22 protein-coding genes are annotated in these 23,679 nt (G+C 69.4%); 8 read left to right on the forward strand and 14 right to left on the reverse strand.

Annotated elements, in window-relative coordinates; all coding sequences use genetic code 11:
- Positions 1-102: 102 nt before the first annotated feature.
- Positions 103-1,020, reverse strand: coding sequence for an oxygen-dependent tRNA uridine(34) hydroxylase TrhO (gene trhO / locus F3H57_RS05185; protein ID WP_149754793.1), 918 nt, complete (start codon positions 1,018-1,020; stop codon positions 103-105).
- A 103-nt stretch (positions 1,021-1,123) separates the two neighbouring features.
- On the opposite strand from trhO, the gene pncA reads away from it, so the two are divergent.
- From pncA to mdoH, 3 genes are all read left to right on the forward strand, one after another.
- Entirely contained in the window at positions 1,124-1,720 is a 597-nt protein-coding gene (pncA, locus tag F3H57_RS05190; protein WP_149754794.1) for a bifunctional nicotinamidase/pyrazinamidase, read from the forward strand.
- A 60-nt stretch (positions 1,721-1,780) separates the two neighbouring features.
- Positions 1,781-3,070, forward strand: coding sequence for a nicotinate phosphoribosyltransferase (gene pncB, locus F3H57_RS05195; RefSeq protein ID WP_149754795.1), 1,290 nt, complete (start codon positions 1,781-1,783; stop codon positions 3,068-3,070).
- A gap of 100 nt (positions 3,071-3,170) precedes the next feature.
- Positions 3,171-4,940: a glucans biosynthesis glucosyltransferase MdoH gene (gene mdoH, locus F3H57_RS05200; RefSeq protein WP_223162966.1), complete on the forward strand. Its 1,770-nt coding sequence runs from the start codon at positions 3,171-3,173 to the stop codon at positions 4,938-4,940.
- Between the two features lies 1 nt (position 4,941).
- On the opposite strand, the gene F3H57_RS05205 is transcribed toward mdoH, so the two are convergent.
- From F3H57_RS05205 to F3H57_RS05225, 5 genes are all read right to left on the reverse strand, one after another.
- Positions 4,942-6,135 (reverse strand): LysR family transcriptional regulator, encoded by a 1,194-nt coding sequence (locus F3H57_RS05205; RefSeq protein ID WP_149754796.1) that lies wholly within the window; start codon positions 6,133-6,135, stop codon positions 4,942-4,944.
- A 170-nt stretch (positions 6,136-6,305) separates the two neighbouring features.
- A complete protein-coding gene (locus F3H57_RS05210) occupies positions 6,306-7,349 on the reverse strand; it encodes a 4-oxalomesaconate tautomerase (RefSeq protein WP_149754797.1) in 1,044 nt (347 codons plus the stop codon).
- Complete coding sequence (locus F3H57_RS05215) at positions 7,342-8,016, reverse strand: 4-carboxy-4-hydroxy-2-oxoadipate aldolase/oxaloacetate decarboxylase (protein WP_149754798.1); 675 nt, start codon at positions 8,014-8,016, stop codon at positions 7,342-7,344. Before F3H57_RS05215 ends, F3H57_RS05210 begins: the two co-directional genes overlap by 8 nt.
- On the reverse strand, positions 8,016-8,747 hold the full coding sequence (locus tag F3H57_RS05220) for a PIG-L deacetylase family protein (protein WP_149754799.1): 732 nt from the start codon (positions 8,745-8,747) through the stop codon (positions 8,016-8,018). The genes F3H57_RS05215 and F3H57_RS05220 overlap by 1 nt, the downstream gene beginning before the upstream one ends.
- A gap of 114 nt (positions 8,748-8,861) precedes the next feature.
- Complete coding sequence (locus F3H57_RS05225) at positions 8,862-10,715, reverse strand: sigma 54-interacting transcriptional regulator (protein WP_149754800.1); 1,854 nt, start codon at positions 10,713-10,715, stop codon at positions 8,862-8,864.
- 214 nt (positions 10,716-10,929) lie between these two features.
- On the opposite strand from F3H57_RS05225, the gene F3H57_RS05230 reads away from it, so the two are divergent.
- The 5 genes from F3H57_RS05230 to F3H57_RS05250 are packed head-to-tail and all read left to right on the forward strand — an operon-like array spanning position 10,930 to position 15,081.
- Positions 10,930-12,315 (forward strand): CmpA/NrtA family ABC transporter substrate-binding protein, encoded by a 1,386-nt coding sequence (locus F3H57_RS05230; RefSeq protein ID WP_149754801.1) that lies wholly within the window; start codon positions 10,930-10,932, stop codon positions 12,313-12,315.
- A 4-nt stretch (positions 12,316-12,319) separates the two neighbouring features.
- Positions 12,320-13,156 carry a nitrate ABC transporter permease gene (gene ntrB / locus F3H57_RS05235; RefSeq protein WP_149754802.1) on the forward strand — a complete coding sequence of 279 codons (837 nt, stop codon included), beginning with the start codon at positions 12,320-12,322 and terminating at the stop codon, positions 13,154-13,156.
- Positions 13,157-13,167: 11 nt separating this feature from the next.
- The gene (locus F3H57_RS05240) at positions 13,168-14,079 is read left to right on the forward strand and encodes an ABC transporter ATP-binding protein (RefSeq protein WP_149754803.1); all 912 of its coding nucleotides are present in this window, start codon (positions 13,168-13,170) and stop codon (positions 14,077-14,079) included.
- Between the two features lie 17 nt (positions 14,080-14,096).
- Positions 14,097-14,564: a cyanase gene (cynS, locus tag F3H57_RS05245; protein ID WP_223162967.1), complete on the forward strand. Its 468-nt coding sequence runs from the start codon at positions 14,097-14,099 to the stop codon at positions 14,562-14,564.
- Between the two features lie 52 nt (positions 14,565-14,616).
- Positions 14,617-15,081, forward strand: a complete 465-nt coding sequence (locus tag F3H57_RS05250) for a nuclear transport factor 2 family protein (RefSeq protein ID WP_149754804.1) — start codon at positions 14,617-14,619, stop codon at positions 15,079-15,081.
- Positions 15,082-15,104: 23 nt separating this feature from the next.
- Here the strand turns inward: F3H57_RS05250 and F3H57_RS05255 are convergent, their stop codons facing one another.
- The 8 genes from F3H57_RS05255 to F3H57_RS05290 are packed head-to-tail and all read right to left on the reverse strand — an operon-like array spanning position 15,105 to position 23,676.
- Complete coding sequence (locus tag F3H57_RS05255; RefSeq protein ID WP_149754805.1) at positions 15,105-16,757, reverse strand: hypothetical protein; 1,653 nt, start codon at positions 16,755-16,757, stop codon at positions 15,105-15,107.
- Complete coding sequence (locus F3H57_RS05260) at positions 16,754-17,863, reverse strand: protein-glutamate methylesterase/protein-glutamine glutaminase (RefSeq protein WP_149754806.1); 1,110 nt, start codon at positions 17,861-17,863, stop codon at positions 16,754-16,756. The genes F3H57_RS05255 and F3H57_RS05260 overlap by 4 nt, the downstream gene beginning before the upstream one ends.
- Positions 17,860-18,717, reverse strand: coding sequence for a CheR family methyltransferase (locus F3H57_RS05265; RefSeq protein ID WP_223162968.1), 858 nt, complete (start codon positions 18,715-18,717; stop codon positions 17,860-17,862). The genes F3H57_RS05260 and F3H57_RS05265 overlap by 4 nt, the downstream gene beginning before the upstream one ends.
- On the reverse strand, positions 18,714-19,199 hold the full coding sequence (locus tag F3H57_RS05270; protein WP_149754807.1) for a chemotaxis protein CheW: 486 nt from the start codon (positions 19,197-19,199) through the stop codon (positions 18,714-18,716). The genes F3H57_RS05265 and F3H57_RS05270 overlap by 4 nt, the downstream gene beginning before the upstream one ends.
- A gap of 37 nt (positions 19,200-19,236) precedes the next feature.
- Positions 19,237-20,877 carry a methyl-accepting chemotaxis protein gene (locus F3H57_RS05275; protein ID WP_149754808.1) on the reverse strand — a complete coding sequence of 547 codons (1,641 nt, stop codon included), beginning with the start codon at positions 20,875-20,877 and terminating at the stop codon, positions 19,237-19,239.
- Positions 20,868-21,416, reverse strand: a complete 549-nt coding sequence (locus F3H57_RS05280; protein WP_149754809.1) for a chemotaxis protein CheW — start codon at positions 21,414-21,416, stop codon at positions 20,868-20,870. The genes F3H57_RS05275 and F3H57_RS05280 overlap by 10 nt, the downstream gene beginning before the upstream one ends.
- A complete protein-coding gene (locus F3H57_RS05285) occupies positions 21,413-23,311 on the reverse strand; it encodes a chemotaxis protein CheA (protein WP_149754810.1) in 1,899 nt (632 codons plus the stop codon). The genes F3H57_RS05280 and F3H57_RS05285 overlap by 4 nt, the downstream gene beginning before the upstream one ends.
- On the reverse strand, positions 23,308-23,676 hold the full coding sequence (locus F3H57_RS05290) for a response regulator (RefSeq protein ID WP_149754811.1): 369 nt from the start codon (positions 23,674-23,676) through the stop codon (positions 23,308-23,310). The genes F3H57_RS05285 and F3H57_RS05290 overlap by 4 nt, the downstream gene beginning before the upstream one ends.
- Positions 23,677-23,679 lie beyond the last annotated feature (3 nt).

Consider the following 23,679-nt stretch of genomic DNA (forward strand, 5'->3'; position numbering starts at 1 on the left):
GGAGTATTTAGGGGCCCAAAGAAGCAGGGGCGCGGGGCGCGTGGGTGAAGGATGCGCCCGGTGCGGGATCGGTGCTGTCGGTTTGCGCGCAGCCAGGCGGCGTCACTCCGCCCGTGCGTCGGCAGTGAGGTGCGTTTCGCCGCGGGCCCGGGCAAGGGCGATCTGGCGCTGGCGTTCGCGGAAGCGGGCCTTGTCCTCCGCGCTCGTCTCGTGCGCGCAGTGGTGGCAGGCGACGCCCTCTTCGTAGTCGGGGTGAGCGCGGTCTTCCGGCAGGAGCGGGCTGCGGCAGGCGTGGCAGAGGATGTGCGGGCCTTCGCTGAGGCCGTGGCCGACCGACACGCGATTGTCGAAGACGAAGCAGTCGCCCTGCCAGGCGCTTTGCTCTTCGGGGACCTCTTCGAGGTATTTCAGGATGCCGCCCTTGAGGTGATAGACCTCCTCCACCCCCTGTCCGAGGAGCCAGTTGGTCGATTTCTCGCAACGGATGCCGCCGGTGCAGAACATTGCGATCTTCTTGTTGTGGAAGCGGTGGCGGTTCGCCTCCCACCAGGCGGGAAAGTCGCGGAAACTGGCGGTACCGGGATCGACGGCGCCCTCGAACGTGCCTATGGCGACCTCGTAATCGTTGCGGGTGTCGATCACGGCGACGTCGGGGGAGCGGATGAACTCGGTCCACTCGGCCGGCTCGACATAGTTGCCCGTGCGGGCGCGGGGATCGACGCCCGGCTGGCCGAGGGTGACGATCTCTTTCTTCAGGCGCACCTTGAGGCGGGCGAAGGGGCGCTCGGCGGCGGTGGAGAATTTCGGTTCGAGATCGGCGCAGCCGGGCAGGGTGCGCAAGTGGGCGAGAAGGCTCTCGATCCCGGCCTCCGGGCCCGCGACCGTGCCGTTGATCCCCTCGGGGGCAAGCAGGAGCGTGCCGGTCACGCCGCCGGTGCGGGCCGCCGCCTCGATCCCGGGGACAAGGTCCGCTGGGGCGTCGAACGGCGTGAAGCGGTAGAGGGCGGCGATCAGGTACATGCCCGCCAGATACGCAGCGCGCGGCGTGCGATCAAGCCGGCGGGTTGCAGCGGCGGCGCGCGGCGGTAGGCTCTGCGCGCGAAGATGGCAGAGGAGCGGGCCGATGCAGGCGCTGATCGTGATCGACGTGCAGAACGATTTCTGCGAGGGGGGCGCGCTGGCGGTGCCGGGCGGCGGCGAGGTCGTCGCGCCGATCAACGCGCTGATGGAAGAGGCCGGCGCCGTGGTGCTGACCCAGGACTGGCACCCGGAGGGGCATTCGTCCTTCGCATCGCAGCATCCCGGCAAGGCGCCGCTGGAGATGGTCGAGGCACCGTACGGGCCGCAGGTGCTCTGGCCGGATCACTGCGTGATCGGCAGCGCGGGCGCCGCGTTCCACCCCGATCTTCGCACGGACCGGGCGGAGCTGGTCGTGCGCAAGGGGTTCCGGCGCGGGATCGACAGCTACTCGGCCTTTTTCGAGAACAACCACGAAACGCCCACGGGTCTTGCGGGGTACCTGCGCGAGCGCGGGATCGAGGCGCTGACGTTCGTCGGGCTCGCCTTCGATTTCTGCGTCGCCTGGTCGGCGATGGACGCCGCGAAGCTGGGGTTCAGGGCCACCGTACGGGAAGACCTCTGCCGCGCCATCGACGCGAACGGATCACGCGCAGCGGCGACCGAGGCGATGACGGCGGCGGGCGTGCGGCTGACCGGCTGACGCTTGCCACCCCTCGCTTCGGTTGATTTAAGCTGAGCCGCGCCCCGGAGGAGAGCCGATTTGGACATCGCCACACGCGTCTGGAATCACAAGTGGAAGATCGACCCGATCGTCCGTTCGCTGATCGACACCGATTTCTACAAGCTGCTGATGTGCCAGTCGGTGTTCCGCAACCGTCCGGAGACGACTGTCACCTTCAGCCTGATCAACCGCTCGACGGACGTGCCGCTGGCCAAGCTGATCGACGAGGGCGAGCTGCGCGAACAGCTCGACCACATCCGGTCGCTGTCGCTGAGCCGCGGCGAGTCCACCTGGCTGCGCGGCAACACGTTCTACGGCAAGCGGCAGATGTTCCGGCCCGACTTCATGGAATGGTTCGAGAACCTGCGCCTGCCGCCCTACTACCTCGAACGCGTCGGCGATCAGTACGAGCTGACCTTCGAGGGCAAGTGGCCCGAGGTCATGCTGTGGGAGATCCCGGCGCTCGCTGTGCTGATGGAGCTGCGCGGCCGTGCCGTCCTGCACGACATGGGCCGGTTCGAATTGCAGGTGCTCTATGCCCAGGCGATGACCAAGCTGTGGGAGAAGATCCAGCGGCTGCGCGGGATCGAGGGGCTGAGGATCGCCGATTTCGGCACAAGGCGGCGCCATTCCTTCCTGTGGCAGGACTGGTGCGTGCAGGCGATGATCGAGGGGCTGGGGCCGGCCTTTACCGGCACGTCGAACTGCCTGATCGCCAAGAACCGCGATCTGGAGGCGATCGGCACCAACGCGCACGAGATGCCCATGGTCTATGCCGCGCTTGCCGAAGACGACGACGAACTGGCGCGCGCGCCCTACGACGTGCTGGCCGACTGGCACGAGGAGCATGACGGCAACCTGCGCATCATCCTGCCCGACACCTACGGGACCGAAGGCTTTCTCGAACGGGCGCCCGACTGGCTGGTGGGCTGGACCGGCATCCGGATCGATTCGGGCGATCCGGCCAAGGGCGCGGAGGCGGCGATCCGCTGGTGGCGCAAGCGCGGGGAGGATCCGCGCGAGAAGCTGGTGATCTTCTCGGACGGGCTCGACGTGCCGAAGATCGAGGCGCTGCAGAAGCAGTTCGCCGGCCGGGTGCGCACGTCGTTCGGCTGGGGCACGCTTCTGACCAACGACTTCAAGGGGCTGACCGCGGGCGATCGGCTCGCCCCGTTCAGCCTTGTGTGCAAGGCCGTCGCGGCCGACGGGCGGCCGACGGTGAAGCTGTCGGACAACCCCGAGAAGGCGATGGGCCCCGACAGCGAAATCGCCCGCTACAAGCGGGTGTTCGACGTCGGCCAGCAGGAGCGGCTGGCGGTCGAGGTCTGATCGCGCGGCCGGCGCCGATCCGCGTGCCAACGAAAATTTCACTGGATTTCGGCGCGTTGCGCCCCACACCCGTAGGGGAACGTCTTACGGGAGGCCCCTTTTGCAGGAACTCGACCGCCACAGCCTGGCCGGCAGCCGGCCGATCGCCCGGACCGATGCCCCCACGGTCTTCGACGAGACACGGCGCCTGCGAGGGCGACGGGCGCTGATCCTGGCGCTCAACCTCGTGACGGTCGCGGTGCTTTTCGCGGCGATGGCGGCGCTGCTGTCGGCGGGCGGGCTCCTGGGCCTCGAAATCGCGATGCTGGGCGCCTATGCCGTCACGCTGCCTTGGCTGTCCATCGGGCTGTGGAACAGCGTCATCGGCCTCTGGCTCGATCGTCGGCACGGGGCCGGGGCGGCCGAGGCGGTGACCCCGGCGCTCGGGCGGGTGCGCGGCGACGAGGCGGTGACCACGCGCACCGCCATCGTCATGCCGCTGCGCAACGAGGATCCCGACGCCTCCATCGCCCGGCTGGAGCGGCTGGAGGCGGAGCTTGCGGGCACGTCCTGGGCGGACCGCTTCGCCTTTCATGTTCTCAGCGACACCGACCGCGAGGACGTCGCGCGCCGCGAGGAGGCGCTGATCGCGCGCTGGCAGGCGGCGCGGCCGGGGGAGGAGATCGCCTATCACCGGCGCACCGACAACACCGGCTACAAGGCCGGCAACATCGCGGAGTTTCTGCACCGCGAGCGCGGGTTCGACTTCTTCCTGCCGCTCGACGCCGACAGCGAGATGGGCGCGGCGACGGTGCTGCGCATGGTCCGCGTGATGCAGGCCGCGCCCGAGATCGGCGTCCTGCAATCACTGGTGACGGGCCTTCCGTCGAAGACCTTCTTCACCCGCGCCTTCCAGTTCGGGATGCGGCACGGGATGCGGTCCTACACGCTGGGCTCGGCCTGGTGGCAGGGCGATTGCGGGCCGAACTGGGGGCACAACGTGCTGATCCGGGCCGAGCCCTTCCGCCGCCACTGCATGCTGCCGGTGCTGCCGGGCAAGGGGCCGCTGTCGGGCCACATCCTCAGCCACGACCAGGTCGAGGCGGTGCTGATGCGCCGCGCCGGCTACGAGGTGCGGGTGATGGCCGAGGAAAGTGACAGCCGCGAGGAAAACCCGCCGAGCCTGCCCGACTTCATCCGGCGCGAGCTGCGCTGGGCCAACGGCAACATGCAATACCTGCGGCTTCTGGGGATGCGGGGCCTCAAGCCGGTGTCGCGACTGCAACTCCTCCTGGCGATACAGATGTATGCCGCGGCACCGGCGTGGATGGCCTTCGTGATCGCCGGCGCGGCGCTGGCTGCGGTGCCGGGGCAGGTCTCGGCGGTGTCGATCTGGTGGGGCGTCGGCTTCTTCGCCTTCATCATGGCGCTGAACCTCTTTCCCAAGGTCATGGGCGTGGCGCAGGTGCTGGCGGACCACGCCCGCAGCGCCGCCTATGGCGGCCGGGCGCGCGTGGTGTCGGGGGCGTTCGTGGAGGTCGCTTTCTCCATGCTGATCGCGCCCATCGTCGCCGTGTCGATCACGCGGTTCCTCATCGGCCTCCTGTTCGGCCGCCGGGTCGGCTGGGACGCGCAGCAGCGCACGCGCGCGCGGCTGGAATGGCACGAGGCGGCGCGCGTGCTGTGGCCGCAGACACTGCTTGGCGCGGCGCTCGTGGCTTGGCTGGGCTGGTTCGCGCCGGGACTCGTCGTCTTCGCGGCGCCGATCCTGATCGCTTTCCTCGGGGCCATCCCGATCGCGGTTTGGTCGACGCGGCCGGCGCTGTCGGACTGGTCGCTGCGCACGGGGCTTTTCGACATCCCGGAGGATCGCGCCGCCGCGCTCCCCTGACTCAGCCCCGCGTTTCTGCCACCACCTCGCGCAGGAGCGCCACGAAACGCTGCTGCGGCACGCTCGGCGCCCAGTCGGCGCGGCTGGTGACGCCGATCGGTCGCGTGCCCGGCGGGAGGTCCGCATCGATCCGCACCAGCCGCCCGGCGGCGATATCGCTGCGCACCTGCGCCGCGGAGATCAGCGTCAGCCGATCCGACCGCACCAGGAGCTGCGTCATCACGCTCGGCGCGCCCGTCTCGATGGGACGCGGAAGACCGGCAGGCGCCGTCAGTCTGTCCTGCAGCCGGGTGAAATGCGTGCGGGCCGGCGCACCGGCGCGCGGCGCCACCCAGGCGAAGCGAGACAGCTGCGCCGTGTCGACGCCGCGGCGGCCTTCAAGCGGATGGCCGGGCCGCGCGACCACCCAGAGCGGATCGTCGAACAGCGCCTCCTGCCGCAACCCCTCGGGCAGATCGTCGGTCCGCAACGCGCCGACGATCAGGTCGAGCGCTCCGCGCAGCAGATCCTGCGCCAGGGCGCGGTAGAGCCCGTCGGTCACGCGCGGCGCGATGCCGGGAAACTCCGTGCCGAAGCGGCACAGCGCCTCGGGCAGGAGCGCGGTCTGCGCAAGCGGCAGGCACCCGATGTCGAGCCGGCCGCCGAACCGGCCCTCGCGGTCCGTCACGTCATGCTCCGCCTGCTCGAACTCCCGGAGCGCGAGTCGCGCGTGGCGGGCGACGCTTTCGGCCTGGCGGGTCGGTCGCAGCCCCTGCGAGGTCTGCTCGAAGAGGGGGATGCCGGCGATGCGCTCCACCTCCCGGCAGGTGCGGCTGATCGTCGACACCTGCCGGCCGAGCGCCACCGCCGCGGGGCGGAAGCCGCCATGGTCCACCGCCGCGATCACCGCGCGCAGCTGCCCGGCGCCGAGCGTGCGCCAGACATGCGGGCGCGCGAACCCGCGCGCGGCGCGGCGCAGGAAGCCGAAGCCACGCTCCAGGCGCGCGAGGTAGAGGTGCCCGGCCTCGGTCGGGACCATGCCGTCTGCGGTGCGCCGGAACAGCGGCGTGCCGAGCGCGCCCTCGATCCGCGCGAGACCCTGGGTCAGCGCGGGTTGCGAGAGGTTGATATGCGCGGCGGCCGCCGACAACGTGCCCTCGGCCGCGATTGCAGCAATCCCCGAGAGGTGGCGGAGGTTGGGGCCGGTGCCGGACATGCGGGATCCCTTGCCGGGTCGTGTTGCGCCGAATGAATACCGCCCGGGGGGGCGGGCGGCAATCGGGGAGCACGTGTCGGCCAGTGTGCGGACGGCGCCGGCGGGACGCCTCCGGCGGGAGTATTTTGGGCCCAAAGAAGCCCGAGGGGCGGGGCATAGACCGGGCGCGGTCAGGGAAAGATGTGACCGTCCATCAGCTTGCGCGCGGTGCGCAGGATGGCGGCGCGGGTGAACGTGCCGCCGGCGCGTGTCGCGAGGATTGTCATCTCGCCGGTGGGGTGTTCGATGGAGAGGGCTTTGTCGTCGCCCTCCGGCAGTGCGGCGACCTCGGCGGCGGGCCCTGCGGGCAGGAGTGCGGCGGTCGCCACGCTGACCGCGCCGAGAACCCCGATCGCCCTGTGGCAGCGATGCGGGATGAAGGTGCGCGTCGAGAGCGCGCCGCCCGCGCGCGGCGGGGCGACCATCTTCATCTTGGGAACGGACATTGCTGAGACGTCCCCGAGCCTCATCAGCGGTCCGGCCTGCAGCCGGATCGCCTCCAGCCGCGCACGGAGGGCGCGGTCGGCCTCCAGCGCCGCCGGATCCTCGTTGCCTGCAAGGCCGAGCGCGTCGGCGCGGATCACCACGCAGGGCATGCCGTTGTCGATCAGCGTGCAGGCGACCCCGTCGATCTCGTCCACCGCGCGGCCGGTGGGCAGGAGCGCGCCGCAGGTCGATCCGGCGGTGTCCTCGAAGGTGAGCGGCACCGGCGCGGCGGTGCCCGGCACACCGTCGATCCGTGCGGGTCCGTCGTAGCGCACGCGCCCGCCCGGGGTCTGAATGGCCGCCTCTGCCACCTGGCCGGTGTTCTGCATGAAGATGCGCACCGGCGTCGTGCCGTCCTGCGCGGGCACGAGCCCCCGCTCGATCGCGAAGGCGCCGACCCCGGCGAGGATGTTGCCGCAATTTTGCGCGTCCGAGACGATGGCCTCCTCGACGTGGACCTGCAGGAAGAGGTAATCGACGTCGATGCCGGGGCGCGCGGAGCGGCGCACCACCGCGACCTTGGAGGTCAGCGGATCGCCCCCGCCCATCCCGTCGATCTGCCGCGGATCCGGAGAGCCCATGACCCGCAGCAGAAAGGCGTCGCGATCCGGCGGCAGGTCGCGTTCGACGAAGTACCCGCCCTTCGAGGTGCCGCCGCGCATCCACATGACGCGCACGCCCTCAGACATATCTGAGCCCCTTCGCGGCCAGCCGGCCGCGCATGTCGTAAAGATCCAGGCCGAGCTCGCCGGCGGCGAGGCGCGCGCGCTTGTCCTCTTCCTTGGCCATGCGGTCCTCGGCGGCCGCCAGCACCTCCGTGGCACGGGCGCGGTGGACCACGCAGACGCCGTCGTCGTCCGCGACGATCACGTCGCCCGGGCGCACATAGGCGCCGGCGCAGACGATGGGCACGTTCACCGAGCCGATGGTTTCCTTCACCGTGCCTTGCGCGTGCACGACCTTGGACCAGACCGGAAAGCCCATGCGGGCAAGGTCGGCGACGTCGCGCGTGCCGGCGTCGATCACCATGCCGCGGCAGCCGCGGGCCTTGGCCGACGTCGCAAGCAGGTCGCCGAAATAGCCGTCGTCGCAGGGAGAGGTCGGCGCGAGGACGAGGATGTCGCCCTCCTGCACCTGTTCGATGGCGACGTGCAGCATCCAGTTGTCGCCCGGCGGCGCGCTGACAGTGACCGCCGAGGCGCCCACGGCCGCACCGGCATAGATCGGCGTCATGTAGGGCGCGAGCAGACCCGTACGCCCCTGCGCCTCGTGCACCGCCGCGACGCCGCATTGCCCGAGGCGGCGAACCACTTCCGCGTCCGCGCGCGCGATACTCTGCACCACGACGCCGCCCATCAAAGCGACTCCACGGTGCGGGGAAAGACGGACTGGAACCCCTCGGCATGGGTGGCGGGCCGCCCGCCGGACTGGCCGCCGGAATTGCGGCGGAAATGGTTGCCGCGGTTCTCGGCGAGGTTGGTGTAATAGGCCCAGAGGTGTTCCTGCCCGGACATGCATTCGATGGCGGCGCGCTTTGCGTCCCAGACCGAAGAGATGTCGAGGAAGACATCGGGCTTCCAGCCCATCTGCTCGGTCTGGTGTGGCTCGAACAGGTAGACCTGCGGCGCGCCGAGAACCGTCTCACCGGGATTGTGGCCCCAGGCCTGCGCGATCATCCGGCATTCCAGCGTGACCTCGCAGGTATGCATGTGATCCGTGTTGTACGGATCGTATTTCGAATGCGTCAGGATGAAGTCGGGCTGGACCTCGCGCATCGCTTCGACGAGCCGCTCCCTGGCGGCGCGGTCCATCTGGAGGGGGTAGTCGCCGAGGTCGAAGAACCGGATGTCGGAGACGCCGAGTGCGGCGGCGGCGGCCTCCGCTTCCGCGCGGCGGGCGGCCTTCACCTTGTCCAGCGTCATGCCGTCCTGTTTCCAGAGCTTGGCGCTTTCGCCGCGTTCGCCGTAGCTCAGGCAGACGACGGTGACGGCCGTTCCGGCGGCCTGGTGCAGCGCGATGGCGCCGCCGCAGCGCCAGACGAAATCGGCGGAATGCGCGCTGACGACGAGCGCGGTCCGGTCGCTCATGGGGCTCCTCCTCATCCGGGCGCGCGGCGGCGCCGGTCGCGAGGAGGGTGGAGCCAAAGCGGCACGCGCGCCAATGCAAAGCCACGCCCGGCCATTCGTTTCGCGCACATCCGGCTAGCCTGGCGCGTGCCACTCTTCCCGGTCGATGCCCAGCGCCCGCAGCCGCGAATAAAGCGTCGTCGGGCGCAGGCCGAGCCGCGCCGCCGCGCCGCCGGGGCCGGAGACCTTGCCGCCGGCCTCGCGCAGCGCGGCGACCACGTTGTCGCGCAGGGCCTGCTGCATCTCGGCCTCGGTGCGCACCTCGACCGGGCCGGGGGCCGACCCGCCCGCGCCGTGGCCAAGTTCGACCACCAGCTTGCCGCGGGTCGACAGGATCGCACCACGCTCGATCACGTTGCGGAGTTCTCGCACGTTGCCGGGCCAGTGATAGGCCGACAGCTGCTGCATCGTGCCTTCGGTGATGATGGGCGGGTCGCGGTTGATGCGCTTGCAGGCGAGCCGCAGCAGGTGGTCGCTCAGCGCCGGGATGTCTTCGGGCCGCGCGCGCAGGGGCGCGCAGGCGATGGGGAAGACATCGAGGAAGAAGTGCAGATCGGCGCGCAGCCGCCCGCGGCGCACCGCGTCGTCCAGCGGCGCCGACGACGAGGCGATCACCCTCAGGTCGACCTCGCGTGCGCGGGTGTCGCCGAGCCGGGTGACCGCGCCGTTTTGCAGCGCGTGCAGGAGGCGCCCCTGCGAGTCGAGCGGCAGCTCCTCGATGTCCTCGATGAAGAGCGTGCCGCCATGCGCCAGCTCGAGCTTGCCGGGCCGGTCGCGCAGGGCGCCAGGATAGGCGCCGCGCATCTGGCCGAAAAGCTCCGCATCCACGGCGTCGGGCGCGACGGAGCCGCATTTGAAATGGATCAGCGGCCGGCGGGAGCGGTGCGAGTCCTTGTGGATCGCGGTCGCCACCAGCGCCTTGCCGGTTCCCGGCTCGCCGGTGATCATCACGGTCGCGTCGGTGCGCGCGACAAGGTCGATCTTTTGCAGAAGCTGCCGGATCTGCGGCGACTGGCCCAGGATGTCGTGATGCGCCCGCTCGGAGCTGATCGCCTCCTGCAGGTAGGCGTTCTCCTGCTCCAGCCGGTCGCGCAGGTCGGCGACCTCCTGCATCGCGTCGTGCAGGCGCCGTTCGTTCTCCTTTCGCTCGGTGATGTCGCGGAAGATGATGACGGCGCCGGCGAGCACCTTGTGATCGTAGATCGGGGTGGAGACGTATTCGACGCGGATCGGCCGGCCGTCCTTGCGCCAGAACACCTCGTCCTCGATCCGGTGCACCTGTTCGAAGCGGAAGGCGCGGTAGATCGGGCAATCCTGCGCGTGGTAGACATCGCCGTTGAGGTGGTGGTGATGGATCAGCGCGTGCATGTCGCGGCCGAGCAGATCCTCGGAGGTCCAGCCCAGCATCTCCTGCGCGGCGCGGTTGACGAAGGTGGTCTTGCCGTCCGCGTTGACGCCGTAGATGCCTTCGCCGGCGGCGTTGAGGATCAGCTGGTTCTGCCGCTCGAGCTCGGCAAAGAAGTGCTGCGCGCGTTTCCATTCGCCGACGCCGGCGCGGTGCAGGTCGGCCGCCTCGGAAATTTGGGCGTGGCGGTCGATCTCGCGCAGGTCGTGAAGGACGATCAGGAACAGGCCCGGCGCGTCCGGCAGGGGACGGCCGCGGATCTCGCAGCGCGGGGCGCCCGGCAGCTCTATGTCGCGGGTCCAGGCGGCGCCGCGATGATCCACTTCCTCAAGGAACACGATGAAGTGCGGCAGCGCTGCGCCGAAATGGCCCGACACCGCGCGACCGCCGGTGCCCGACAGGTCGAGCAGCGCGTCGGCGGCATCGTTCCAGCCGATGGCGGCGTCGGCGGAGGCATCGAGGACCAGCGCCGCGTCCGGCAGCGCGGTCAGAAGGGAATCGAGCGAGAGCTGTCCGTCGAGCATGGCACGACGATACGGGCCGGCCGACCCGGCGCCAGCGAAATTTCGTAATTTACGATATTTCGTAACGGTCTGTCGAGGCGCCCGCTTCTCAATGCATTGATGAAAAAGGGTATTTCGATACTGCCTCAATTTCGGGCGCGGGCTTACGCGGCGATGCGGCAGGCGGTCATGATGATCGTCAGAAGGCACACAAAACCACGACAGGGGGAACGTCATGCCGATCAAGAGCCTCGGGGATCCGTACTCGGAAAAGACCGACCTGCGCCACGGCGCGGATTGTGGATGCCACGCCTGCACCACCGGCGAGGGCCACGCCCACGACCACGACGCGGCGCCGATGTCGTCCGACGCGATGATGGAACGCGCGGTCGAAAGCGCGATCGTGCGCTCGGTCTTCAGCCACAGCGACGTCAGCCGCCGGTCCTTCATGGGGATGATGGGCGGCGGCACGATGGCGGCGGCGCTCGCCTCCGCCCTGCCGCTCGACAAGGCCAAGGCGGCGATCCTCGACGAGCTGGGGCCGCCCGAGAAGACCGACCTCAACATCGGTTTCGTGCCGATCACCTGCGCGACGCCGATCATCATGGCGCAGCCCATGGGCTTCTACGAAAAGCACGGGCTGAGCGCGCAGGTCATCAAGACGGCTGGCTGGGCCGTGGCGCGCGACAAGTCGCTGTCGGGCGAATACGACGCGAGCCACATGCTCACCCCGATGCCGCTGGCGATGACGCTGGGCGCGGGATCGGTGGCCGAGCCCTACATCATGCCGGCGGTGGAGAACATCAACGGCCAGGCGATCGTGCTGTCGAACGAACACCAGGACAAGCGCGATCCGCAGCAATGGAAGGGCTTCACCTTCGGCGTGCCGTTCGAATATTCGATGCACAACTTCCTGCTGCGCTACTACGTGGCCGAACACGGGCTCGACCCCGATCAGGACATCCAGATCCGCGTGGTGCCGCCGCCCGAGATGGTCGCCAACCTGCGCGCCGGGAACCTCGACGGGTACCTGTCGCCCGACCCGTTCAACCAGCGCGCGGTGTGGGAGGAGATCGGCTTCATCCACATCCTGACGAAGGACATCTGGGAAGGGCATCCCTGCTGCGCCTTCGCCTGCCCGCAAAGCTTCGCGACCGAGCTGCCGAACACCTATGGCGCGCTGCTGAAGTCGATCATCGACGCGACGCAGTACGCCTCCGACCCCGAAAACCGCAAGGAAATCTCGGAGGCGATTGCGCCCACCAACTACCTCAACCAACCGGTCCCGGTGATCGAACAGGTGCTGACCGGCACCTATGCCGACGGGCTGGGAGAGGTGAAGCGCGTGCCCGACCGGATCGATTTCGACCCGTTCCCGTGGCATTCCATGGGGGTGTGGATCCTCACCCAGATGAAGCGCTGGGGCTATATCGAGGGCGACGTCGACTACAAGGGCGTGGCCGAGCAGGTCTACCTCGCCGCCGATTGCGCCAAGGTGATGAACGATCTGGGCTACGAGGCGCCCGACGTCACGTACAAGTCGCATACGATCATGGGCAAGACCTTCGACCCCGAAGCGCCGGCCGACTACGTGTCGAGCTTCGAGATCGGGCGGGGGTAAGGCGATGTTCGCCAATCTTTCCCTCAACCAGCGGGCGGCGATCCTGTCCCTCGTCCTGCTCGCCGTCGGCCTCCTGATCTGGGAGGCCGCGATCCCCGCCCAGAAGGCGGTCGGGGAGCTGACCGAATACGAACGCCTCACCGGCGGCGGCGCGCCCAAGGCGGGCATCCCGCCGCCGTCCGAGGTGCTCGGCAAGGCCTGGGACGAGTTGTCGAACCCGTTCTACGACGCGGGGCCGAACGACAAGGGCATCGGGATCCAGATCGGCTATTCGCTCTACCGGGTGCTGTCGGGCTACTTCCTTGCCGCGCTCGTGGCGATCCCGCTGGGTTTCCTGATCGGGATGTCGCCGGTGGCGTACCGCGCGCTCAACCCGTTCATCCAGGTGTTGCGGCCGATCTCTCCGCTCGCGTGGATGCCGCTGGCGCTGTTCGTCATCCAGGACAGCCAGCTCTCGGCGATCTTCGTGATCTTCATATGCTCGATCTGGCCGATGCTGCTCAACACCGCCTTCGGCGTCGCCGGGGTTCGTGACGACTGGGTAAATGTCGCCCGCACGCACGAGCTTGGCCATCTGCGCACCGCCTTCACGGTGATCCTGCCGGCCGCCGCGCCGACCATCGTCACCGGCATGCGCATCTCCATCGGCATCGCCTGGCTGGTGATCGTCGCGGCCGAGATGCTCGTCGGCGGGACCGGGATCGGCTACTACGTGTGGAACGAGTGGAACAATCTCGACCTCACCTCGGTCATCTTCTCCATCCTCATGATCGGCATTGTCGGCATGGCGCTCGACGCGGCCTTCGCGGCGCTCCAGCGCTCCGTCGCCTACGCCGAATAAGGAGTTCCCTCATGTCCAGACCATTTCTGTCGGTCGAGCAGCTGACCCAGCAATTCCCGGACGGGCAGGGCGGCATACAGACCGTGTTCGAGAATGCCAGCTTCGGCATCGAGCAGGGCGAATTCGTCGTCATCCTCGGCCATTCCGGCTGCGGCAAGTCGACTATCATGAACATCCTAGCGGGGCTGGCAGAGCCGACCTCGGGCGTGGTGAAGATGGACGGCTACGCGGTGTCGGGGCCCAGCCTCGACCGCGGCGTGGTGTTCCAGAACTACTCGCTGCTGCCGTGGCTGTCGGCGCTGTCGAACGTCACCTTCGGCGTCGGCGCACGGCACCGCGACTGGCCCAAGTCCAGGGTGACCGAGGAGGCCAAGCGCTTTTTGTCCATGGTCGGGCTGGAGGGCGACGTGATCCACCGCAAGCCTTCGCAGCTTTCGGGGGGCATGCGCCAGCGCGTGTCCATCGCGCGGGCCTTCGCCAACCAGCCCAAGCTCCTGCTGCTGGACGAGCCGTTCGGTGCGCTCGACGCGCTGACGCGGGGCACGATCCAGGACGAGCTTCTGAAGATCTGGGGCGGCACCGAGCAGACGGTGTTCATGATCACCCACGACATCGACGAGGCGATCCTTCTGGCCGACCGCATCCTGCTGATGACCAACGGTCCCTTCGCCCGCGTCGCGGAATCGGTGGAGATCACCATCCCCCGCCCGCGCACCCGCACCGGAATCGTCGAGCACCCGAACTACTACGCCATCCGCAACCATCTCGTGCACTTCCTCGGGGAGCGGTCGAAGGCGCTGTCCGGGCAGGTGCCGGGCGACGCCATGCAGCGGCCCGAGACGGTGCGCATCGACCATACGGCGCGTGAGCCCGCGCCGGACGCGGAGGATGCGCCGGCGCCCCTGCGCGCGGTCAACAGCTGACAAGAGAGGAGACCAAGATGAAGGACAGTTACGTGACCGAGACGATGACCAAGGAAGACGTCACCGCGATGATCCTGTCGGCCAAGAAGCAGGCCGGCCTGACCTGGGAAGGCATCGCAGAAAAGATCGACATGTCGCCGGTCTGGACCCATTCGGCCTGCATGGGCATGCAGGCCTTCCCGAAGGACAAGGCGGACGCGTTGGTCACGGCCCTCGGCCTGCCGCAGGAATCGGCGCAGGTGCTGGAGGAGAGCCCGACGAAGATCTGGGAACAGACGGTGCCGACCGATCCCTGCATCTACCGCCTCTACGAGATCGTCGGGGTGTACGGCCCCACGATCAAGGCGCTCATCCACGAGAAGTTCGGCGACGGCATCATGTCCGCCATCGACTTCGACATGCAGGTCGTGCGCGTGCCCCACGAAAAGGGCGACCGCGTGAAGATCGAGATGTCGGGCAAGTACCTCGGCTACAATTCCTGGTAAGGGCTCCGGGGCGCGCGCACCCCGTGCGCCCCGCTGCAATGCGGAGCGACAGATGACCCGACCCCCGGTGCCGCCCTTCGGTTACGACGACGCCGTGCGCAAGGTTCGCATGGCCGAGGATGCGTGGAACACCCGCGATCCGGCGAAGGTCGCTCTCGCCTACACGCCGGACACGCGCTGGCGCAACAGGTCTGAGTTCCTCTCGGGTCGCGCGGAGGTGGAGGCGTTCCTGACCCGCAAATGGGCGAAGGAGAACGGCTACCGCCTGATCAAGGAGATCTGGTGCCACGGCGAGGACCGCATCGCCGTGCGCTTCTGCTACGAATGGCACGACGCGGGCGGCCAGTGGTATCGCGCCCACGGCAACGAGAACTGGCTTTTCGACGCCGAGGGGTACATGGCCGTGCGCCACGCCTCGATCAACGACGTGCCCATCGCCGACAGGGAAAGGCTGTTCCTCTGGCCGCAGGGGCCCCGGCCCGAGGATCACCCGGGGCTGAGCGAGCTCGGACTCTGACATCCGGGCGGTGTGTCGGGCTGTCAGAAAAAGACATCCTCGAGCTCGCCCGAGGCCGCCGCAGGCTCCGGCAACGCCGGCCGGGTGTTAGGCGCCGGGCCGGTCTGCGCAAAGAGCGTATCGTGTAGCTCCCGTTCCGCCTGCATCGTGTAGGTCGCGCGGATATCTCCGAGCACGTGCAGCGTCTCCGGCGGCAGCCGGTCGGGGGGCGCCAGAGTGCATGGCGGCGCGCTGTCGCGTACCTCGCTTCGAAAAGCGGAGAGGCGCGTGCGCAAGGCCTCCAGTGGGGCCGTCGCCTTCTGACCCAGGCGCGCCCGGGTCTCCGCCACCGCCCGATCGAGTTGCCTTGCATGGTCCTGCACGCCGCGCAGCTCCGCATCGGTCGCCGAATCAGCGGTCTGCTCGGTCAGGATCGTGAAGACCATGGCATTGAGCTCCTGCAGCTTGGCGAGCGACACGATCTGCGCGCTATCCTCGCCGATGGCCTTGGTGCATTCGCGCAGCTGGTGCGACACCTCGGACATGGCGCGGCCCTCCTCGCCCGCCTTGCTCGCCATCAGCGTTGCGTTGATGCCGAGAAGGTGCATCTCGCTCTCGAGGTTCGAGATGCTCTCGGCGGTCTTGGCGCCATGGGCAAAGTCGCTTGCCAGCTGTTCCATGTGCGGCACTGTCTCCTCGCGGATAACCTCCAGCCGGGCGAGCCCGTCGGCCATGCGCCCCGCCAGGGTCGCCGTTTCGGCCAACGCGCGGGCGATCTCCGATCCGGCGAGGGCGTGGAGTTCCTGCCGCGCCGTCTGCAATTCCCGGCCGATCGCGTCGAGTTGCGGCAGGGCGGTCGCCACCGCGTCGTCCAGATCCCGTACAGTCGCCGCAAGCTGCGCCGTCGCCAGCGCCGTGATCGCCTGGTCGGTTGCCGACCCCGACTGCTCCGACCGCGCCAGCATCGCGCCGACATGGTCGAGCCTCTGCCGTGCGGCGTCTCCGGTCTGCAGCGCCGTGACTGTCGCGTTCAGTGCCGCCGTCAGCCTGCCGTGCGCGCTCGACATCCGGTCGAGCGTGGCCGCGAGGCCGGCACTCTCGATCAGGCCGGCCAGTATTCCCGGCAATTCCTCGCGGACCGCGCCGAGCGTCTGCGCGGTCGCGGTCATGTTCTGAATGCCGACGGCCACCTGTTGCAGATGCGAGTCCGCGACCGACAACTCGCGTCCGACCGTCGTCGCCGTGGAGCCCGCGGAGGCGAGGATCGACTTCACGTCGCCGGCGAAGGTGACCAGGGATTCGTCCCTGTTCGGCAGGCTGAGGCTGACCACGTGGGCGTTCGTCGCGACCATGCCGGCCAGCCGCATGCTGCGCGCCTGGCGGTCGAGCCGATCGCCGATCTCGCGGCCGGTGGAGGTAAGCTTCTGCAGCACCGTTTCGAGAAAGCCGGACACCCCCTGGACCTTGTCGAGGTGGGTCCCGGCTACGTGCGCCGATGCGCGCAGGCGGGCCTGGCCCTCGGGACCGATCACATCGGCGATGTCGCGGAGGAGGGCGGAGACCCCGCGCATCTCGTCGAGTTGCGCGAAAACCGTCGCGGAGGCGGATTCGAAGATCGTCTCGACCGTGCGCCCCAGGTGTTGTGCCTGGCGTTGCGTCTCGGCGATGTCGGGAACTGGATCGTCCGGTCGCGTCATGCCGCCACCTTTGCCGCGAAGCGCGCGATCTCCGCCGGGATCGTGTCCAACGGTACCGCCCGGTCCGCCGCTCCGAGTCGCATCGCCTCGCCCGGCATGCCCCAGACAACGGAGCTCTCCTCGTCCTGCACCAGCGTGTCGGCGCCGGCCTCTAGCATCTCCAGAAGGCCGCGCGCCCCGTCGTCGCCCATGCCGGTCATCAGAATACCGAGCCCCGCCGGACCGGCCGCGATCGCGGTAGACCGAAACAGCACGTCGACCGAGGGACGGTGCCGCGCCACGCAGGGGCCGTCCGCGATCTCCACCCGGTATCCGGCTCCCTGGCGGCGCAGCAGCATGTGCCGGTCCCCGGGCGCCAGGAGCGCGGTGCCCGGCCCGGGGCGATCGCCGTTCGCGGCTTCCTGTACGCGCAGCTTGCACGTCGCATCGAGGCGCCGCGCGTAAGTGGCCGTGAACTTCTCCGGCATGTGCAGCACGATGACCAGCGGCGGGATTGTCGGCGCCAGGCGCGGCAACAGCCGGGCCAGCGCTTCAGTCCCACCGGTGGAGGCGCCGAGGGCGATCACCGGCGGCAGGCCGCGCGGCGGTTTCGCGGCGCGCGGCGGCGGCAGGATCGCATCCGCGGTCAGCTTCGGCGCCGGGGAGAATGGCGCCGGCTGCGGCACCGGCCGGGCGCGCACCGGGTTGCCGAAACCGCGCGTGCGACTTGCCTCGGCCGCCGCACGCACCGCATCGGTCAGCCGTATCTGCGCCTCGTGGCGGTTTTCGGCAGAGCCGAGCCGCGGTTTGCCTATGACGTCGCAGGCGCCCATCTCGAGGGCGCGCAGCGCCGCGCGCGAGCCTGCTTCGCTGTGACTCGAACAGATCACGACCGGGACCGGGTGCTGCGCCATGATCTTGCCGAGGAAGGTCAGCCCGTCCATGCGCGGCAGTTCGAGATCCAGCAGGATCACGTCGGGCAGGGCCGTGCGCATCCGCGCGGCGGCATCGAACGGATCGGCGGCGGTGGCGGCGACCGCGATGCCGGGATCTTCGGAAAGAAGATCGGACAAAGCCCGCCGCGCCGCGGCGCTGTCATCGACGATCAGGACGCGGATCTGGTTCATCGGGTTCCTTTCGTCTGCCGGAACGCGCCTGGCGCGATCTGGCTGAGCGAGGCTTCGTTGACATTCATCGATTCGGTGTGCCCGACGATGAGGTGACCGCCGGGACGCAGGTGCCGAGAGACGGCAGCCACCACCCGCCGCTGCACGTCCGGTTCGAAGTAGATCAGCACGTTGCGCAGGAAGACGACGTCGAGCCCCGCCTCCACCTCGTAGGGCGCCTCCATCAGGTTGAGCGCGGCGAACCGCACACGCGCGCGCAGTTCCGGCACGATCCGGCCGCGCGCGACAGTGCCGGCACGGCCGGACATCACATAGGCGCAGCGAAGATCCTCGGGCACCGGGCGCAGCTCCTCCGCCGAGTAGATGGCCCGGCGGGCACCCTCCAGCACCCGGCGCGAGATGTCGGTGCCCAGGATCGCCCAGTCGAGCCGCGGGTCCGCCTCGGCGGCGCGCGCGAGCAGCATCGCCGCCGACCATGCCTCCGCGCCCGTGGAGGCGGCGGCGCTCCATACGCGGAAGCGGACCGTCCGGCCGGGCGGCGCGCGGCCCAGCGCTTGGGGGATGATACGGTCGCGCAAGAGCCGGAAATGCGCCTCCTCGCGAAAGAAATCGGTCTTGTTCGTGGTCAGAAGGTCGACGATTTCGGGAAGCTCGGCATCGAGCCGGCCGCCGTCGAACAGGCAGGACAGGTAGGTCTCCAGGTCGGGCAGCCCGAGGTACAGGACACGGCGTTGCAGACGGCTCTGGATCATCAGGTCCTTAGCTGGCGGCAGCCGGATGCCGGTCTCCGCGTGCACCGCGCAGCGCAGGCGATCCATCGGCGCCGGGCTGCCGGAGATGGTCCTGGCCCTCATGCATCCTCCGCAGGCCGCGCGGCATTGGCGGGCAGATCGGACAGCTCGGCTGCGAACAGGCCTGCGACGTCGAGCACCGTCACGAAGGAGCCGTTGCGCCGACCGATTCCCGCAATCATGTGCTCGCGCCAGCGCAGCAGGTCGGCTTCGGCGAGCGGCGCACTGCCGGCGTCATCGAGCGCGGTCACCTCGATCACCCGGTCGACCCGCAGGCCCACGCTGTGACCTGCATCGCCGGGGAGCGCCAGCACGACGATGCGGGTCTCCGGGGTGTCGGTGCGGTCTCCCCGCCCCATCAGGCGGCGCAAATCGACCACCGGTACCGAGGCGCCGCGCCGGTCGATCAGTCCCAGCAGGTGGCCGGGCGCCCGCGGCAGCGACGCGATCTCCCGGGTGTCGAGAATCTCGACAACGGCCGCTACCGGCAGCGCGAAAAGCGTATTGTCGAGGCCGAAGGTGACGCAGGTTTCAGGGCGGGCCATCGCGGCGGTCCTTTTCGTTGGCGGTCGGGCCGGGCGATCAAGCCGCCGAGCGGGACGCGCGGACGAATTCCGCGTCGAGCTCGTCCTCGCCGGCGCCCATGTCGAAATCGAAGCCGGCCTTCGGACCCGTTGCCTTGCGCGGTTGCGCCGGGGGTGATGCGGTCGCCGCCGGTTTCGGGACGTCACCGGCGCTCAGCCGGAAGAAGGCCATGGCGGTACGCAGGGTGTCGGCCTGGGCCGCCAGTTCCTCGGCGGTGGACGACAGCTCCTCGGAGGCGGCGGTATTCTCCTGCGTGACCTTGTCGAGTTGCTGGATGGCCAGATTCACCTGGGACGCGCCGGTCGCCAGTTCCTGGCTGGCGCCGCTGATCTGGCTGACCAGGCGCGCCGTCTCCTCGATGTCGGGCACCAGCCCTTCCAGCATGCGGCCGGCATCCTCGGCCGCCTTCACCGTGTCCGAGGAGAGCGCGCTGATCTCTCCAGCGGCTTCCTGGCTGCGTTCGGCGAGCTTGCGCACCTCCGAGGCGACGACGGCGAAGCCGCGGCCGTGTTCTCCGGCGCGCGCGGCTTCGACCGCGGCGTTGAGGGCCAGAAGGTCGGTCTGGCGCGCGATCTCCTGCACCACCATGATGCGCTCGGCAATCGTCTTCATGGCGCCCACGGCCTCTGCCACGGCCTTGCCGCTGGCGCGTGCGTCGGCGGCGGATTTCTTGGCCATCCGCTCCGTTCCGCCGGCATTCTCGGCGGTCTGCTGGATGTTGGCCGTCATCTCCTCCATGGAGCCCGAGGCTTCCTCGGTGGAGGAGGCCTGTTCCGTCGCCCCCTGGCTCAGTTGTTCGGAAGTGGAGGCCATCTGGCCCGCCCCGGACGCGACGTTGGCGGATCCGGCGCCGACCTCCCCGGCGACCTGGCGCAATCTCTCGACCATGTCGTTGAGCGCGCGGATCAGCTCGGTCACTTCGTCGTTGCCGCGCAGCGTGGCGGTCTGCGTCAGGTCGCCGTCGGCCACGGAACGGGCCAGCTTGATGCCGCGCGCCAGCCCGCGTGAGATCGTCAGGACGATCCAGGTGCCGGCCACGGCGCCGAAGACCAGCATGGCGACGATCAGGATCGTCATCATCCGGCGTGCCCCGGCGTAGTTTACGGCGGCGCGCGCCTCGGCGGCGGCAAGGCCGGCGCGGTTGGTCTCGACCACGCCGTCGATGCTGTCTTCCATCGATTCCCAAAGCGTCTGCCCCTCGCCGTTGACCAACCGGAAGGCCCGCAGGCCGTCACCCGCATCCGCGAGGCTGGCAGCCCGTTGATTGAGCGACCGGATCTGGGCGACGAGATCGGAATATGTCGAGAGCAATTCGCGGCCTTCGGGGCTGGCCAGCGCCAACGTTTCTTCGAGAACGGCGTCGTGGTAGGCGCGCGCGGCGGTCATTTCCTCCCGGATGTCGGCGCGCGCGGTGGGCGATTCCGCCAGGATGTATTCGCGCAGGTCGCGTTGCACGCGGAGCTGTTCGGCCAGCAGATCCTGGGACAGGCGCACCCTCTCCGCATCCTCGTTGACGATGCCCGAGAGGTTTGTCGACATGGTCCCGAGCGATGTGACGCCGGTTATCATCCCGAAGACGGCGAGGCCGATCAGTAGCACGAGGGTGGCCGCGAGTTTCAATTTCAGGGTCAGTCGCATCCGAAGGGCTCCGGTTCCGTGGGGTGGGCGGCACCGGAGGTGCCGGCGGGGGCGGGGCGACCGTTCTGGCCGGAGAGGAATTCGGCGAAGATCGCCGGCAGGTCGGGGATGGTCACGAACTCGCCGGCCCAGCGGCCGACGGCGGCGACGTGGCGCGGCGGCCAGCGGGTGCCGACGGGCGGGATCGCCTGCAGCGAGCCGCGGTCGAGGCGGGTGACCTCGTGCACGCTGTCGGCGACGATGCCGACGACGGCGACCTGCCCGGCGAGCGGCAGTTCGAGCACGAGGATGCGCGGATCGGCACGGTGCGCCGGGCGCGGCATCCGCAGCGGGACGCGTAGATCGGCCAGCGGCACCACCGCGCCGCGCACGTTCAGCAGGCCAGACACGAAATCGTCGGCGCCCGGCACGCGGGTGATCGCCACCGGTTCCAGCACCTCGCGCAGTTCGGCGGCCGGGACGGCCAGGACCTCGTCGCCGAGCCGGAATGTAACCACGTCCGATCCGGCTATGGCATCCAGTCGCGCGTTCCGGGTCATGCCGCCTCCTGGCCGGTGTCGGCGTCGGCCCGGCCGCGCGCCACGAGTTGCGGCACGTCGAGGATCAGAGCGACCGACCCATCGCCGAGGATCGTGGCGCCCGAGAACGCCTTGAGCGCGGCGTGCAGGGGCGAGAGCTGCTTGATGACGGTCTGGTTGGAGCCGATGATGCGGTCGACGACGAGGCCGACATGGCCGTCGCTGCTTGTGACCACGACCACCTTCTGGTGCGGTCCGGGCGTGCCGGGGCTCTGCAGCAGGTGGCGCAGGCGCAGGAACGGGACCAGGCTGTCGCGAATGTCTAGGAAGGCGTTGCCGGTCTCGCACTCCGCGATGGCGGCGGGCAGTTCCACGATCTCCTCGACCGCGGCGAGGGGGATGACGAAGCGTTCGCCGGCGACCTCGATCAGCAGCCCGTCGATGATCGCCAGGGTCAGGGGCAGGCGCAGGGTGACCGTGGTGCCATGGCCCGGCTCGCTGTCCACCTCGATACTGCCGCGGAGCGAATCGATCGTGCGGCGCACCACGTCCATGCCGACGCCGCGGCCGGAAAGTTCCGTCACCTCGGTCGCGGTGGAGAAACCGGGCTCGAAGATCAGGGTCGGAATCGCGTCGTCGGGCAGATCGGCGGTCCCGGGCAGGCCGCGTTCGCGCGCCCGGGCGCGGATCGCGTCACGATCGAGCCCGCGCCCGTCGTCCGAGAGCGAGATCAGCACCTCGGCGCCGGCATGGCGGGCCGACAGGCGGATATGGCCGACCTCCGGCTTGCCCATGGCGCGCCGCGTCTCGGTGGCCTCCAGCCCGTGGTCGGCGGCGTTGCGGATGATGTGCATGAGAGGTTCGGTCAGCCGCTCAACCACCGTCTTGTCGAGCTCCGTCTCCTCGCCCTCGGCGACGAAGGAGATGGGTTTGCCGGTGGCTTCGGTGAGGTCGTGCGCCAGCCGGCGGAAACGGCCGGTGATGGCGCGGATCGGGGTCATTCGGATCGACATCGTGGTATCGCGCATGGCGGTGGTCAGGCGCTGGATATCCTCGGCCACCGCGATCAGGCCCGGCTCGGCGAGGCGCGCGGCGAGTTCAACGAGACGCGCTTCGGCGATCACGAGCTCGCCCACGCGGTCCATGATGTCGTCGAGCCGTTCGGCGGGCACGCGCATCAGGGCGCCGGAGGACGATCCCGTGGGCGGCGCGGCCGCGGCGGCCACAGGTTCCGCCTCGGCAGGCTCGGGCGCGATCGGGGCGGACCCGGGCGTCCCGATCTCCAGCCGCAGGCCATCCTCGTGGAACAGGAAGGCCGCGCGGATCTGCTCCTCGGTCACGGCCGTGTCGATATCGGCTTCCCAGCCCAGGTGAAGCTGCAACGGATCGAGCTCCGGGAGCGGCGGCACCTCCCCGGTCAGCGCGCGGATGTTGCGGGCGCCGAGTCGACGCAACTCGTCGAGAACGAAGTCGGGCCGACCGCCGAGCGCGAGGGTGTCGGGCGGCATGAAGAAGCGAATGCGCCGGGAGGAGGTCCGCGCTCCGCCGGTCGCCGGGGCGCCGAGACGGGTGGCGAGCCGGTCGAGGATCGCCTGTCCGTCGCCGTCTGCGCCATCGAGCAGCGCCGCGACATGGTCGCGGGCCGCCAGGCTGATCGTCACGAGCTCCGTATCGACGGTGGCGCTGCCGTCGCGGACCGCCTCGAACGCGCTTTCGAAGTCGTGCAGGAACCCGGCAATGTCGGCACGCCCGAACATCGCCCCGGTGCCCTTCAGCGTGTGCAGGTCGCGAAAGACGCTGTCGATCAGCGCGCGGTCGCCGGGCGCGGCCTTCAGCGCCAGCAGGCGATCCTGCAGGCTGTCCACCAGCGCCTCCGCCTCCGCGCGGAACATGGTCATCGCGTCGGGATCGGTCATGCCCGCACCACGCGGCCGATGACGTCCAGCAGCTTCTGCTGGTCGAATGGCTTGATCATCCAGCCGATGGCCCCGGCCTGCCGGGCCTTTTCCTTCACGCTCGCCTCGCTTTCGGTGGACAGGAACACCACCGGCACGCCGCGGTTCTCCGGCCGCGCGCGGAAGGCGCGGCAGAAGCCGAGCCCGTCGAGCCGTGGCATGTTCTGATCGGTGATCACCGCGTGAACCGGTCGGCGGCGGCTGACCTCGAGTGCGTCCTCGCCGTCCACCGCGGTGTCGACCGCGTATCCCGCGGCTTTCAGCGTGTTGGCGATCATGTTCCGGACGGAGGGCGAATCGTCCACGACGAGGATGTTGCTGGGCATCGA

The sequence above is a fragment of the Roseivivax sediminis genome, from assembly GCF_900112685.1.
Lineage (GTDB): Bacteria > Pseudomonadota > Alphaproteobacteria > Rhodobacterales > Rhodobacteraceae > Roseivivax > Roseivivax sediminis.

What these genes read in the sequence shown, in the direction of transcription:
- trhO (WP_149754793.1), bottom strand. Translation starts at nt 1,020, where the DNA reads ATGTACCTGATCGCCGCCCTCTACCGCTTCACGCCGTTCGACGCCCCA.
- pncA (WP_149754794.1), top strand. Translation starts at nt 1,124, where the DNA reads ATGCAGGCGCTGATCGTGATCGACGTGCAGAACGATTTCTGCGAGGGG.
- F3H57_RS05205 (WP_149754796.1), bottom strand. Translation starts at nt 6,135, where the DNA reads ATGTCCGGCACCGGCCCCAACCTCCGCCACCTCTCGGGGATTGCTGCA.
- F3H57_RS05210 (WP_149754797.1), bottom strand. Translation starts at nt 7,349, where the DNA reads ATGTCTGAGGGCGTGCGCGTCATGTGGATGCGCGGCGGCACCTCGAAG.
- F3H57_RS05215 (WP_149754798.1), bottom strand. Translation starts at nt 8,016, where the DNA reads ATGGGCGGCGTCGTGGTGCAGAGTATCGCGCGCGCGGACGCGGAAGTG.
- F3H57_RS05220 (WP_149754799.1), bottom strand. Translation starts at nt 8,747, where the DNA reads ATGAGCGACCGGACCGCGCTCGTCGTCAGCGCGCATTCCGCCGATTTC.
- F3H57_RS05225 (WP_149754800.1), bottom strand. Translation starts at nt 10,715, where the DNA reads ATGCTCGACGGACAGCTCTCGCTCGATTCCCTTCTGACCGCGCTGCCG.
- F3H57_RS05230 (WP_149754801.1), top strand. Translation starts at nt 10,930, where the DNA reads ATGCCGATCAAGAGCCTCGGGGATCCGTACTCGGAAAAGACCGACCTG.
- ntrB (WP_149754802.1), top strand. Translation starts at nt 12,320, where the DNA reads ATGTTCGCCAATCTTTCCCTCAACCAGCGGGCGGCGATCCTGTCCCTC.
- F3H57_RS05240 (WP_149754803.1), top strand. Translation starts at nt 13,168, where the DNA reads ATGTCCAGACCATTTCTGTCGGTCGAGCAGCTGACCCAGCAATTCCCG.
- cynS (WP_223162967.1), top strand. Translation starts at nt 14,097, where the DNA reads ATGAAGGACAGTTACGTGACCGAGACGATGACCAAGGAAGACGTCACC.
- F3H57_RS05250 (WP_149754804.1), top strand. Translation starts at nt 14,617, where the DNA reads ATGACCCGACCCCCGGTGCCGCCCTTCGGTTACGACGACGCCGTGCGC.
- F3H57_RS05255 (WP_149754805.1), bottom strand. Translation starts at nt 16,757, where the DNA reads ATGACGCGACCGGACGATCCAGTTCCCGACATCGCCGAGACGCAACGC.
- F3H57_RS05260 (WP_149754806.1), bottom strand. Translation starts at nt 17,863, where the DNA reads ATGAACCAGATCCGCGTCCTGATCGTCGATGACAGCGCCGCGGCGCGG.
- F3H57_RS05265 (WP_223162968.1), bottom strand. Translation starts at nt 18,717, where the DNA reads ATGAGGGCCAGGACCATCTCCGGCAGCCCGGCGCCGATGGATCGCCTG.
- F3H57_RS05270 (WP_149754807.1), bottom strand. Translation starts at nt 19,199, where the DNA reads ATGGCCCGCCCTGAAACCTGCGTCACCTTCGGCCTCGACAATACGCTT.
- F3H57_RS05275 (WP_149754808.1), bottom strand. Translation starts at nt 20,877, where the DNA reads ATGCGACTGACCCTGAAATTGAAACTCGCGGCCACCCTCGTGCTACTG.
- F3H57_RS05280 (WP_149754809.1), bottom strand. Translation starts at nt 21,416, where the DNA reads ATGACCCGGAACGCGCGACTGGATGCCATAGCCGGATCGGACGTGGTT.
- F3H57_RS05285 (WP_149754810.1), bottom strand. Translation starts at nt 23,311, where the DNA reads ATGACCGATCCCGACGCGATGACCATGTTCCGCGCGGAGGCGGAGGCG.
- F3H57_RS05290 (WP_149754811.1), bottom strand. Translation starts at nt 23,676, where the DNA reads ATGCCCAGCAACATCCTCGTCGTGGACGATTCGCCCTCCGTCCGGAAC.